The sequence below is a fragment of the Paenibacillus sp. 01T422 genome, from assembly GCF_056398785.1.
The window spans coordinates 1-13,210 of the sequence record NZ_JBFTQB010000058.1 but is presented as its reverse complement, the minus strand read 5'-3'; the positions used below and the strand labels follow the sequence as shown (position 1 = coordinate 13,210).

Genomic DNA, 13,210 nt, shown 5'->3' with positions numbered 1-13,210 from the left:
GCACATCAACGTGTAGCCAGGTTCACGAATCAAAGCGGCTGCCCTGTACAATCGGAACGGACGTATCATGGAGAGTTGGCGATAATTCTCAATAGGGTTCATCAATATGGACGCCATAGGAGAGATATTAAAAAAAGGAACAACCGAGAAAATAGCTTCAATTGACTCATCTGTACTATAGATCCATTGGGTAAATCTCGTTTCACTGTAGCGAACGGACCCGTCCATAAATTTACCAATTCCTTGCTTCAGCGCCTCTCCGGAGAACAAATAGGCACTGACATGTCCCCAAAAAACACGCTGCTGCGTCGTTTTGTAGAACCGATTGAAAGCTTCGTTAACCGTCGCTCCCTCTTCACGCCCCACCCAAATCTGCGGTGGCTGCCCAGCTTTGCCCCCCTCCTGTTTGGCAACAGAGCTGAAATCCAACATCTGTGCATAGACAACATAGCGCCCATTTTGATAATCGAAGCCTATAGCCGTAAAGTAGTTCGTGTCTTGAATTGTTTTGATATCCCAACAGCCTGTCTGACTGATGAGAATCAGTACGCATGCTATCGTCCAACCTAGTCGTTTCATAATCATTGATGATCCTCATTCTGACGCGTATCGTCCTTCGTGCTCAGCATCTTAGGCCTGCTATTCCTACTGGCGAAAGGCTTGGCGAAGATGGCAGAAATCATCTCTTGGAAGCGAGGTGGCGACAATGGCGACAAATACGGAACACCGAATGACTCTAAGGTCGACATGTATAAAACAAGCCCGATCAATGACACCATGAAGCCATAGATCCCAAAAATCGTCGATTCCAATAAAATAATCACCCGCAAAATGGTCACGATCCCAGCAAGTGTCTGGTTCACGAGCGTATACATGGCTATGGTCGATATTGAGGTTATAACAAGGGTCGTCGGACTGGTGATACCAGAGCGAATCGCCGCGTCGCCAACGATCAGCCCTCCAACAACGGTAACGGTTTGTCCGACGACTTTTGGCAGCCTCGCGCCAGCTTCTCGAAATAATTCGAACAGGAGCAACATAATAATAAAATCCAGTGGACCCGATAACGGCAATCCCAGTCTAGATGACGAGATGGTAGCGACTAATGGAAACGGAATCTGTTCGAGATTAAAGGCAGAAAGCGAGATCCAGAAACCAGGAAGAAACGTGGCAACGACCAAGCCCCCCAAACGTAACACTCGTTCGAACGCTACATAGTAAAAGGGAGAATGCACATCTTCCGGTGATTTCAAAATAAACATGAGGTTCGCCGGAGCTATTAGGGCCATCGGCGAGCCGTCCACGATGACAGCGAATCGCCCGCGGAGCAAGGTGTCGGCTACGTAATCCGGTCTTCCCGCATAATCCAGCAGGGGAAAGAAGTTGTATTTTTGCTCGGTTAACAGTTCCTCCAGCTGCGCGCTGGAAATTAGCGCATCCACATCAATGTTCTGCAGCCGTCGTCTGGCATCCTGAAGGATATCCGAATCGATGACATCATCTAAATACATAAGAGCTACGGTTGTGTGGCTTCGTTTACCGATTTCCATTTTTTCACAACATAGACTACGGGTTAACAGCCTCTTGCGAATCAGCGCTATATTCGTGACGACGCTTTCCGTGAATCCGTCTCTCGGCCCTTTGATGGAGGTTTCCGTGTTGGATTCTTCCGGCGATCGGTTAGGCGGATTAGACAAATCGAGCCCAAAGAGGCGCTCCTGATCTTCAAAGAACACGACAAGGAACCCTGCATACAGATTGACCGTCATGATATCTATGGCGTCAGGCCCGGACCATTCTTGCATTTGCAGCATGGYAGGAAGATCAAGCTCGGAAATGTCCCTATCTTGCTTATGRGTAATGATGTGCTGGAGCTTAGGAAGCACACGCTCTTCGATATGGTCCTTATTGATCATCCCGTCGCAATACATCATCAGTACCTTGTGACCAGCATCTACATCCGATAGCGTATATGTCTTGATGATGACATCGCCTGAGGAGGCAAACCATTCCCGCAAATCATGCTCGTTCACTTCATCACCTTCTCCTTTCGCCTCGCCGGCAGGATGGTCAGCACAATCAGAACAAAAAGCAAACCTGCACCGGTAACAAACATCATAGGGTAATACCAAGCTTGGATAAAATGTACCATTTGATTGTCCGTAATCGGCAGCAGGCACATCGTAACGAAAAATCCACTCATCACGATTAAAAGCAGCGTTCGGGTACGTTTCTTTTTAAGCATCAGCACATCAACGGAAAGAAACATCAGCATGGACATACGAATGCACGCACCCGATATCCACTGGAAAATCGATAAAAAATCCAGATGGGAAATATATTTCCCAAGCGTCACCATCCGCCATTGTTCAAAAGCCGGATACCTTAATTCGTCCGCTTCAAACGGCCCAAAAATCGCAATGGCCCCCATTAATGGCCCGACAGTTAGTCCTACTATGCAAGCCCCAACAATGAGTAAAGCCGGTAGCCGAATGCGGGTATCTGCATGATGCTGAAGGAATACAATACTTAACAGTTCAAAAGAAGAACCACTGGTTAAATACATCGATTTCAGAGCAGGTCCATACCCATGTGTAAATAAGGGCGTAAGCAAGCCGTAGTCTTTGTATTGAAAATTTGCGCCCATCACAAAATAGCCGAGCAGAACAACCACGGGGAGCAAAATGCCCGAGGTGATCGCGATGGCCCGCATCCCTTCACGGGCGGCAAAAAAGCAAAAGATCATAAACGCCAAGGAGATCATGATCGGCGGGGTCCGCGGCAAATAGGAGATGTGCGTCCATGTCACCATATCCTCCATGGTAATGGTCGCATGTGTCATGGCGATGCCAATGACGACCACTTTTAGAATAAATACAACGAAATTCCCATATCTCTGTCCTATCCATAGCAGTAAATTCTGCTGTTTAGTGCGCCTGATCACAATAAACATAAGACATACCCACAATAATGTAGGCACGACAGATAAGCCTGCCCCCACCCAGGAATCCCGCTTACCGTAATGCAGCAGCACAGGGATTAGGAGTACATGATTCGTTATGGCAATCGAAATAATAATGACGTAATACAACTGAAGCGCAGTAATTTTCCTATAATGTGCAGCCATAAGGTAATCTCCCACTTTGGTATTAGGTGGAAACTTTTATCTGTTAAGCTTTCCAATTCAGGTAGAATTATGCAAGATCAGGACATACCAAAACCGCCCTCCGAATGATTCGAAGGGCGGTATCTTCAACTGTCGAGACTAATTCTGCGGGAGAAAAGGTGTCAATTCACCTAGATAGCAGACATCCAGGTGATGCAGCGCACGGGTGCAAGCCGTGTAAAACAACTTGCGCTCCTTCGCCTCCGCGTAGACAGCCGCACCGGCATCGTAGAGGATGACGGCGTCGAACTCGAGCCCTTTGGCGAGGTACGCTGGCATGATCATGACGCCTGCCTCATAGTGCAGCGTCTCCTTCGTGATCCGCGCGAGGCCAGGCAGCAGCGGCTTAAGGGCTGCGTGCGCGGCTTCCGTCTCGCGCTCGGTCTTGCACAGGATCGCGACGGAGCTAGCACCGCCGCTTTGACGGGTCAGCACCGTATCCGCGACCAAGCGGCAGAGCTCGGTCTCGCTGGCCGCACGCAGCAGACGCGGCTCCTCGCCGCTGCGACTGAACGGCTCGATCGGCTCGCCGAACGGCAGTACACGGCTCGCGAATTCGACGATTTCGCGCGTCGAACGGTAGCTCTTGACGAGACGGATCGTCTCCGTCTCCTCTTCTTTCATCAGCTCGCTGATCGAGCTGTACTCGTTCTTAGGCCCTTCGCCATCCTCGCTAGCGGCGTTCGCGTGCGTGAATATCCCTTGGTTCCAGTCGCCCAGCAGTGTGAACCGGGCCCGTGGGAACAGCTTCTTAAGATACGCGTAGTGGAACGGCGAGTAATCTTGTGCTTCATCGACCAGACAGTAGCGAATCGTTCCAACGCGCAGCTGCCCTTCTACAAGCCCCTTCAGATACACAAGCGGCGTCGCATCCTCGTAGTGCAAAATCCCTTGTTCCAATGCCGCCGAAGTGAAAGAGCTGATGCTCTCCCAAGCCTCGGGAAGCTGCTGGCCAGCCTGGGCCGTCAGTTCCTGATGCAGCTCTTTGTTCGTATATAGATCACGGTACATGCCGAGTACGTCGACGTAACTAAGGCTGCGCGCCTTCTCCTTGAGAGGGGCGATTGCTTTGTGCGCCTTCATTTTGCTCATTTTCTTCATCTCTGGTTCCGTGCCTACATATTTGGGCTCGCGCACCATTTTACGATAGAAACGTTTCTGCGCATCCGCTTGAATCTCATCCAGCTTCTCCAGCATCCACTCGGACAATTGCTCCATACGTTCTCCGAGCGCGAGAATCGATTTCTTGCCGTAGAAACGTTCACTCAACTCTTCAGCGGTAATCAGCACTTTCTGGCCAACGGATAGATCAAGGAAGCGGATACCCCCGTTCTTCAGCTTCTCGCCATAAGCCTCAATGACGCTGAGGAAGGCTGCCGACGTTTTGTACGGTATGCTTTGTAGCCGTGCTTTATAGCCAGGATCTTCCTCCGTGCCGGTCAGAATAAATTCCAACTGATCGTAGGGGTCTTCGAGCTTTAACCCTGTGTCGCTTAGTTTATGTGTTAAATAATCTTGAAAGGTCGTCTGCTGCATGGTCGCCTCGCCCAGCTCTGGAAGAACGTGCGAGACGTAATCGCTGAACAGCGAGTTCGGCGAGAACAAGATCATATTATCAGCGCTCAGCGTCGTCCGATATTTGTAGAGCAAATACGCGATGCGCTGCAGCGCGACCGAGGTTTTGCCGCTGCCAGCTGCGCCCTGCACGACAAGCACCTTGTGCCGATCATCGCGGATGATCTGGTTCTGCTCGCGCTGAATCGTCGTCACGATGCTGTGCATCTTCTCGTCGGCGCTGCGGCTGAGCATCTTCTGCAGCATCTCGTCGCCGATCGAGATCCCGGTGTCGAACACATCCTGCAACTCGCCGGCTTTAATGATGTATTGGCGCTTGAGCAGCAGCTCACCGCTGACATCCATCTCCGGCGTGTGATACGTGGCTGGCCCCGGCGGGTAATCATAGAATAAGCTGGCTATCGGTGCGCGCCAGTCATAGATGAGTATTTCATCTGTATCCGGATCAATGAAGGAGGTTAGACCAATGTAAATCTTCTCCCGCTCCTGCTCGCCGCGTTCCTGGAAATCAATACGCGCGAAATACGGCGCATCAACGACGCGCTGCAGTTTGTACAGCGCATCCTGCGCCACCTGAAAGCTGCGCTTCTGACCCATCAGCACATGCTCCTGCTGGGCCATACTCGCTGCTGTCTCGATTACGTCATCCGCATTGTCCGCATTGACGGAGATATCGTCCCAGAAGCTGCGTCCAATCTCTGTTACTTCCGAGCGGCGTTGATCCACCGTCTCCCCTAGGACAATAATTCGCTCTTTAATTTGGGAGCGTACAGAGGCAACACGCTGATCTTCCCGCTCCCGTTCTTCTTTATTAATTGGCATTTATTCTCCCTCCTGCCTATTTGTATACCCCGTGGATGACTTCTTCAAACTCAGGCTCTTCCATATGTACATCGTCCATATCGCCCCAGAGACTGACAATCCGCAGCACGTCCATCGCTTTCAGCTCTTGGCGGTTGCAGGCGATCGTCAGCACGCTCGCCTCCTGTTCTACTACGCGAAAAGGCAGCTCCCAGCTCTCTGGCACTTTGATCTCCCCACGATACGTGATTTTCATCATCGTTGGCAACCCGATTCTGTCTCTTAGTGTATCCAGCGAGCCGTCATATCCGATCTGACCGTGATTTACCACGATCACCCTTTTGCATAACTGCTCGATATCATCCATGTCATGCGTCGTTAGCAAAATTGTTTTCCCAAACTCCTGATTTAACGTCTGCAAGAAGCCACGAATGTTCTTTTTGGCTACAACATCCAGCCCAATCGTAGGTTCATCGAGGAATAAAATATCCGGATCATGCAGCATGGATGCCGCCAGATCAGCACGCATCCGCTGACCGAGTGACAGCTTGCGAACCGGCATATCCATCAGTTCTTTAAGCTCCAGGAGCTCACTCAACTCATCTAACCTGCGGCGTGAGGTGCTCTCCTCTACGCGATACATCGCTGTTAGAATTTCATAGGAATCCTTAACAGGCAAATCCCACCACAGCTGGCTGCGCTGCCCGAACACGACGCCAAGCTTGCCTACGACGCGCCTTCGGTGCTTTTGCGGACTTAAACCATGGATCAGCACTTCACCCGATGTTGGATGCAGGATGCCGGTCAGCATCTTGATGGTCGTTGATTTTCCCGCTCCATTAGGTCCAATATACCCGACGAACTCGCCGGATTCAATCTCAAAGCTGAGATCTCGTACAGCTTCTTTTTCTTTGTAGGCCCGCGAGAACAAGGTGCGGACACCTGAAAACCTGCCTTCTTGGACGACTGGGGTTTGAAAAGTTTTGCGCAAATTCGTGACCGTTATCATGTTGATGCCTTCCCTCCTTTATATAAACGATATTAACTTCCTGTACTCTGATAGCGAGATAAGCCCAGTTTCCAGAATCTCATAGCCAGCCAGAGCGCAGCGCAAGCGACACCCACGGTTCCCAGCAGCATTCCGATGCCGACTTCATGTCTCAATAAATATAAAGTTGGTATGTAGTTTACGAAGCCTACTGGTACAAGCATTAGCAGAGCGCCTTGCAGCCATTTCGGATATAACGTAAGCGGATAGCGAGCCGCTGTTTGAGAAGCGTCCTCCGTCATATTTTGTAAGGACTCGATACGTGTCAGCCAAAAGCCCGCAGCCGCCGTAGCCAGCCCGATCGCGAATAAAATAACCGCTCCCGTGCAGATAATTAATGCCGTTAACGGAACGGCTGACCACTCGATCTGCCCGTTAGCCATAAGTGCTCGCATTGCAATAACTAGTAAGACGATACCCTGCGCAATTTCAGCGAAGAGAATACGGGAATTCTGAGTCATCAGCGCCAGCAGCACGGGAACAGGGCGCGTTAATAACGCATCCAGGTCACCGGATACGAGATATTTTTCCAAATGATGCACATCAGAAGCTAACGTACGGTAAATCGCTTTGGAGATCATCATGACGCCATAGAGATAGCAGACTTCATAGAGCGTCCAACCTTTGATATTGCCGAAACGCATCATCACTAGCGCCACCATGAGAAATTCGGAAATCTGTATGCATGAGGCCATGGCCATTGAGAAAATAAAGTTAAACTTATACTGCATCCGGCTGTGTAAACTCGCCTTGATCAGCAGGAGATAGAGCTTAGCTGACATCATCCTCCCTGCACCTCCAGCTTTCTTCGCACCGCATGCGTAACGGCTATACAGACACAAGTAAACCCGATGCCCCAAAGTAGAGCTCCGAGCACGATTGTGCCTTGTTCAAGCTGCATGTAAATACGAGTTGGATAGTAGAGAAGATACGGATAAGGTGTGAAATTACTTATAATGCGAAGCCAACCCGGCAGCCATTCTAGCGGAATGAAGAATCCAGAGAGCAGCATGCTGAAGGAGTAGTTCAACCAGTAAAACCAACGGGATTCCGTGGTCCATAAGGCTGCAATGCCGATCAAATAGTTCATGCAAATGGAGATATAGGCTGCTGCAACCAGCGCAATCACTGTCCAGCCGTAAACCGAAGCCTTGTGTGGAAGCTGTAAGGAGAAAATGAAAAAGTAGAGGACGTAAATCGGGATAAATTTATACAGAAACTGGTACCATATTTGGCCCCATTCCCTGCTCATGGCCTGGTAGAACAAGTGAACGGGTCTCATGAGATCAACCGCAATCTGACCTGTGCGTACCGACTGCTCGAGTCCTAGTCCGTTCGTCGTAAATTGTGTAATCCATAGGATCGCTTGGTTAAAAGCAATGTAGCCGACCATCCCTTTGGCTCCGTAGTCGCCGAGCGAGGAGTCGCTCCCGAGTCCCGACCAAATACTTGCATAAATGAAGCCAAACACCGCACTGACCGCATTGTGGAGCAAATGTGAACCGCGATACTGCAAATTCCTTGCGTATGCCTTACGGGCTAAAACCGCGAAAAGCATCGTACACCTCCTATGTTTTTTCGTACAAAAAAACGATTTTCCACTGCAGCCGCAGCGTAGAGACGGAGTTTCATATTACCAAAATTACCCTATGGATGGCAATACTTTTTTTGTAAAGGGGAGATTGCAGTAAAAGTGGCTATCCCAAAAGGTCAAAAGGTCAATAGACCTTGAGGGATCAGCCCCTTGATCTAGGTTCAGCACTGGATGACACGGACATATCATCGAATCCTAAAAAAAGTATCCACAATGGCCCTGATGTACGGCAGCTTGAGGTCCACCATTTCTCTGAAAAAGCACATTTTCCATCTGTGGCGGGGCTACGGTTCGTTGTTCTGCCACTTTCTGCAGGGCGCCGCAACGATCTGCTCGAGGTGACCGAGGAGCAGTGGGTTGCTCTTGCGGAGATGACGCGCAAGGGGAAATCGTAGCGAACATTTCCTAATTTGATGTAAAAAGTGCAGCAAATTTTCGTATTATCGATGGTTTCGGAGATAATCATGCATTTTGTGCAGTTAATATCATCGATACCATCGAAAATAGAGCAATGTCGCTATATTTGATGTACTTTTTACATCATTCCGTTTCTATAGCTGGTTTAGGTGCGAATTTACTGCACTTTTTACATCTTGTACCACCATCGAGTGTACCCCAAAGGGTTAAAAGCACATTTTCCACCTGTGGCGGGGCTACGGTCCGTTATTCTGCCACTGGCTGCAGCTACTGCCCGGATTTTTTTGAGAATAAGTCCAATTAAAAGAAAAGAGGGGCCGCCATCAAGTAGATTTATCTACTTTTTGGAAGCCCCTCATTTATGATTTACTGTGCGCTCACAGGCTTAGCTTCCGGAGGACTACTGCTCTCCCCCGTTGCCCGAAGTTTCGTGTCAGACTGATCAAACTCGGCATTGTAACTAGGCTGCGATGCCTTCGTTAAATACTCATGGTCCACGTATCCGGCCAAATATTGCTTGCCGAAGAGGAGATCATATTGGACGTTCCTGTAATCGTCAATGAGTGCTTTGGCTGAATCAGGTGCCTGCGCATGAAGCGTTTGGTCCTGATCCACAACCAGATTGCTCAACAATCCAGGCACTTGCGCGGCTATTTCCGCGTTCAGAGCGAAGTTAGCCGGTTTCTCCATATGCAGCATATCCAGAACGTGAGAACCTAAGAAGGAATCGCTGAGCAGCGGAATATCCTGCTTGGGCATATCGAAATTCGACCAAGTTACTAGCGGAATGCTATGCATTTTCTTCACTTCTTCCAGTGACCATGCATTGGCGTTGCTCGTGGAGATGAACCCGGCTTCTTTGTACACTTGGTAGTCGAGGCCAAGCATCGGCAGATGGTCCCCGTAGAAGACAATCATCGTAGGTTCATCCGAATTTTGATAATGATCAATGAGCATTTGCAGACTTTGATCTGCATCATGCGCACCTTGGGTGTAAGTTTCCAAAATCGTTTTGGCTTGCGGCGTCAAATTGCCTTCCGCCTTGAACTGATTCTCACCGTACCGCGGATCATCGTAAGGACCGTGATTTTGCATAGTAACGGTATAAATAAACATCGGATCTTCTGTTTTATCAACTTCATCGATAATGTTTCGAGACACTTCGGCATCCGAGATGAAGTAACCCTTCGTTTCTGGATTCACGAAATGCTCGCTGCTTTTGAAAGATTCAAAACCAAGCTGTTTATAGACGGAGTTACGATCCCAGAACCAGCCTTCGTAGGAGTGAATCCCCATGCTTTTATAACCCTGACTGGCAAAATAGCTCGCTAAACTCGGAACTGGTTTACTTACATATTGCTGATACGGGATAGATCCTCCTGGGAGGAAGCTCATAGAATTACCTGTGAGCACTTCGAACTCTACGTYGCTTGTTCCCCCACCGAATTGAGGAGATAACAGGTAACCGGAAGTCGACTCTTTCTGCAGACGGTGGATCGTAGGCAGCGGGTCTTCACTGAATTTCACATTCGTCAGTAAGGTCGGGTCCCAGAATGCCTCGCTCATAATGAAGATAACATTCGGCTTCTTCCCTTGCAGTGTATCGACGGATGCCTTTTTCATAGCTGGTTGTGTACTGGATACTTGCTCAATATTTGCCGCTACAGCCCCAATGGACTCATTACTGTAAGTTTCCGGCTTTTGAACGATGGAATTCTTGACGTTGAGTGTAAAAGCGAGCGCCGTCCCATTATTCGCGTAATTTTCTTGTTGATTCCAGACAATTTCATTCACGCCAATATGGTCCAGAATTTTACCTGCCAACGGTGTTTTGATCCCAAAAGCGTATAAGGCATAGAGCGAGAACAGCCCTAAACCAATTCTTGAGATAATAGGAATTGTGGCACGTGGAATAATCCATCTTAAAGCAAGTACGACAATAATCGAGACAATGATGGCTCCGATCCTTATCAGCGCGGCTTTACCCGTCACAAGCGAGGCAATATCCATACTTTCTTTGTTAAGCAAAATATCCCATGGAAAGAATGGCTCCCCAATCATTGTCACCTTCATGTAAGAAATGATAGCCATAAGGCCTAAAAGTAAGGTCGATATTGCTCCTGAGATCGCTAAAGATCCCACCAAAGCATAAATAAAAATAAGTAAACAAAAGGTGATTCCAGCATTTAATAAAAAAAGCGATTGATTGGACGTAATCCAAGTCATCGTATCATGCAGCGAGCCGCGCTCGAGTAGCTCCATGCCGGCTACTGATAATACAGGTAATAGGATTAAAAAAAGTACTAACGAAATCGTCGCACCCAGTCGTTGTGGTCTCATCTTCTTATTCGGCTTCTTGCGAAGACGGCTCCGGGGCTTCAAATTCAAGTGCATATTGCATCACTCTCCTCTTGCCCCTATTCTAAACCCCAATTGTGAAGAAAATATGTAGATAACCTTAAAGGAACCTTAGGGTACCCATTTATTCCCTCTACTTGAGACCTGCCAACCATGCAGCCAACACCTTCAATTCCTCTTCTTTGAGCGCGACTTGGAACGGCGGCATCCCACCACCACCCTTTTGGATGCGCTTTATGATCTCATCTTCCGTCAAACGTTCTCCGACTTTTTGAATGTTGGGACCCTCTCCGCCCTGTAATTGATTACCATGACAAGAGATGCAAAAGTTTTGGTAAACCTTATGTGGATCGGCTTGTGCAGGTGTAGTCAGTGCGTTATTTTGTTGTTTATTTCCATTTCCACAGGCCGTCAACCCCAAAGATAAAAGGATCATGCCCATCAGCAGCAGCTTTATTTTCATACAGGAAACTCCTTAAGAATGATTTCCCTCCATCATACCAGAGCATGGCCTGCAAAATAAAGAAATCGCAATCCGGAAAGACTTCTGCAGCTGATTGGTCATAGTATGTGAAACGCAAGGTCGATTTATTTTGTAAAGAAGATGTAAAAAATGCTTGAATAGAACAACATAAAGACATGGCAGAAGCATGTGCTCCTTACCATGTCTAATTGCTTAATGACTAGCTAATGAACCTAAGCCAGTTTCAACCGAATCACGTTCCAAGACGCTTTCCCAAGGGTTGCGTGAATTTGATCATTCGAATCCACCGCCGCATCGCCGCCATTGTGCGGTTTGACACGATCATGGGCGTCTATCGTATTCGCGGCTTTCAAATCGTCACTCTCCAGCACGATGTGTTGGGTAACCTGACATGCGCCGAAGCTGCGAAGATCCAACTCAAGCGGAAGCGCGTCCGACAAATGGCGGTTAACCGCGAAGATCGTTACTTCAGACTTCTCTTCATTATGAACAGCAACTGCCTCCAAATAAGGCACATCCGTATAATCTTTGGCATCATATTTAGGCGATTTAATGAGTGGCACTAGAACCGTTCCGCGCCCGAACAAGCTTGCGTGCATGTAGGGATAATAGATCGTTTGCTTCCACGCTGCTCCGCCGTTAGCCGTCATAATTGGCGCAATAACGTTGACGAGCTGCGCTAAGCATGCCATTTTGACGCGATCCGCACGCTTAAGCATCGAAATCAGCATACACCCTACGAGGAGCGCATCCTCATGATTATAAATATCTTCGAGCTGCGGAGGAGCGATGGACCAAGGCTCGATTTTACGGTCAGCTTCATTAGAGTGATACCAGACATTCCATTCGTCAAAAGAAAGGTTAATTTTCTTTTTGCCGCGTTTTTTGGCCTGAACATAGTCTGCTGTTGAGATTACAGTATTGATAAAACTATCCATACCCATGGATTGTGCCAAGAAATTCGAGGAATCCTTATCTCGATTGCCGTAGTACTGATGCAGGGAAATATAATCAACATGATTATAGGTATGATCAAGGACCGTCGCTTCCCAGTCTGGGAAGGTCGACATCGTCAAGCTCGAACTGCCGCAAGCTACCAGCTCAATCGTAGGATCGACCCACTTCATGACTTTGGCTGTTTCGCAGGCTGTGCGCCCGTATTCTGCAGCTGTTTTGGCTCCAATTTGCCATGGACCGTCCATTTCATTGCCTAAGCACCAGGTTTTGATGTTATGAGGCGCCTTGTACCCGTGGGAGATCCGCAAATCGCTCCAGTATGTACCGCCTGTGATATTGGAATATTCAATAATATCTCTGGCCGCGTCCGGTCCACGAGTTCCTAGGTTAACCGCCATCATCGCCTCGGTGTTCGCCTTGCGGCACCAATCCATGAATTCGTTAAGTCCCACCAAGTTAGGCTCAATCGTGCGCCAGGCTAGATCCAGTCTTTTCTTGCGCTGATCTATTGGTCCAATACCGTCCTCCCAATTGTAACCGGATACAAAGTTACCTCCCGGATAACGTACGATAGGCACATCCAGCCCTTTGACCAGTTCCATTACGTCCGCGCGAAATCCCTGCTCATCCGCCTGCGGATGCCCAGGTTCATAAATGCCGCCATATACAGCGCGTCCCAAATGTTCAATAAACGAGCCATAAATACGAGAATCTACTTCTCCTATTTTGAAATCTTTGTCGACAATCATGCTTGCTTTCATGGACATTGTCTTCACCTCGTCGTATAATTAATAAAAATATAAATCAATT

The 13,210-nt window shown here is 48.5% G+C and carries 11 protein-coding genes; 1 reads left to right on the top strand and 10 read right to left on the bottom strand.

Features of this window, described 5'->3' with window-relative positions:
* The 7 genes from AC1DUA_RS05380 to AC1DUA_RS05350 form a co-directional block, all read right to left on the bottom strand.
* A partial coding sequence (locus tag AC1DUA_RS05380) for a Ger(x)C family spore germination protein (RefSeq protein WP_477498740.1) occupies positions 1-585 on the bottom strand: 585 nt, incomplete at its 3' end.
* Complete coding sequence (locus AC1DUA_RS05375; protein WP_477498739.1) at positions 582-2,033, bottom strand: spore germination protein; 1,452 nt, start codon at positions 2,031-2,033, stop codon at positions 582-584. The genes AC1DUA_RS05375 and AC1DUA_RS05380, both read right to left, overlap by 4 nt.
* Complete coding sequence (locus AC1DUA_RS05370; RefSeq protein WP_477498738.1) at positions 2,030-3,127, bottom strand: endospore germination permease; 1,098 nt, start codon at positions 3,125-3,127, stop codon at positions 2,030-2,032. The genes AC1DUA_RS05375 and AC1DUA_RS05370 overlap by 4 nt, the downstream gene beginning before the upstream one ends.
* A 138-nt stretch (positions 3,128-3,265) precedes the next feature.
* The gene (gene helD / locus AC1DUA_RS05365; RefSeq protein WP_477498737.1) at positions 3,266-5,563 is read right to left on the bottom strand and encodes an RNA polymerase recycling motor HelD; all 2,298 of its coding nucleotides are present in this window, start codon (positions 5,561-5,563) and stop codon (positions 3,266-3,268) included.
* Positions 5,564-5,579: 16 nt separating this feature from the next.
* Positions 5,580-6,551, bottom strand: coding sequence for an ABC transporter ATP-binding protein (locus AC1DUA_RS05360; RefSeq protein ID WP_477498736.1), 972 nt, complete (start codon positions 6,549-6,551; stop codon positions 5,580-5,582).
* Positions 6,552-6,583: 32 nt separating this feature from the next.
* On the bottom strand, positions 6,584-7,375 hold the full coding sequence (locus AC1DUA_RS05355) for an ABC transporter permease (protein WP_477498735.1): 792 nt from the start codon (positions 7,373-7,375) through the stop codon (positions 6,584-6,586).
* Positions 7,372-8,148, bottom strand: coding sequence for an ABC transporter permease (locus tag AC1DUA_RS05350; protein ID WP_477498734.1), 777 nt, complete (start codon positions 8,146-8,148; stop codon positions 7,372-7,374). The genes AC1DUA_RS05355 and AC1DUA_RS05350 overlap by 4 nt, the downstream gene beginning before the upstream one ends.
* A 170-nt stretch (positions 8,149-8,318) precedes the next feature.
* On the opposite strand from AC1DUA_RS05350, the gene AC1DUA_RS05345 reads away from it, so the two are divergent.
* Positions 8,319-8,579 carry a hypothetical protein gene (locus AC1DUA_RS05345; protein WP_477498733.1) on the top strand — a complete coding sequence of 87 codons (261 nt, stop codon included), beginning with the start codon at positions 8,319-8,321 and terminating at the stop codon, positions 8,577-8,579.
* A gap of 388 nt (positions 8,580-8,967) precedes the next feature.
* Here AC1DUA_RS05345 and AC1DUA_RS05340 read toward each other — a convergent pair whose 3' ends face one another.
* The 3 genes from AC1DUA_RS05340 to arfA form a co-directional block, all read right to left on the bottom strand.
* A complete protein-coding gene (locus AC1DUA_RS05340; protein WP_477498732.1) occupies positions 8,968-10,995 on the bottom strand; it encodes an LTA synthase family protein in 2,028 nt (675 codons plus the stop codon).
* A gap of 97 nt (positions 10,996-11,092) precedes the next feature.
* Positions 11,093-11,422, bottom strand: a complete 330-nt coding sequence (locus tag AC1DUA_RS05335; RefSeq protein ID WP_477498731.1) for a c-type cytochrome — start codon at positions 11,420-11,422, stop codon at positions 11,093-11,095.
* A gap of 233 nt (positions 11,423-11,655) precedes the next feature.
* On the bottom strand, positions 11,656-13,167 hold the full coding sequence (gene arfA, locus AC1DUA_RS05330) for an arabinosylfuranosidase ArfA (RefSeq protein ID WP_477498730.1): 1,512 nt from the start codon (positions 13,165-13,167) through the stop codon (positions 11,656-11,658).
* Positions 13,168-13,210: the final 43 nt, after the last annotated feature.

Coding starts and splice junctions, on each gene's coding strand:
- AC1DUA_RS05370 (WP_477498738.1), bottom strand. CDS start 3,127: ATGGCTGCACATTATAGGAAAATTACTGCGCTTCAGTTGTATTACGTC.
- helD (WP_477498737.1), bottom strand. CDS start 5,563: ATGCCAATTAATAAAGAAGAACGGGAGCGGGAAGATCAGCGTGTTGCC.
- AC1DUA_RS05360 (WP_477498736.1), bottom strand. CDS start 6,551: ATGATAACGGTCACGAATTTGCGCAAAACTTTTCAAACCCCAGTCGTC.
- AC1DUA_RS05355 (WP_477498735.1), bottom strand. CDS start 7,375: ATGATGTCAGCTAAGCTCTATCTCCTGCTGATCAAGGCGAGTTTACAC.
- AC1DUA_RS05350 (WP_477498734.1), bottom strand. CDS start 8,148: ATGCTTTTCGCGGTTTTAGCCCGTAAGGCATACGCAAGGAATTTGCAG.
- AC1DUA_RS05335 (WP_477498731.1), bottom strand. CDS start 11,422: ATGAAAATAAAGCTGCTGCTGATGGGCATGATCCTTTTATCTTTGGGG.
- arfA (WP_477498730.1), bottom strand. CDS start 13,167: ATGTCCATGAAAGCAAGCATGATTGTCGACAAAGATTTCAAAATAGGA.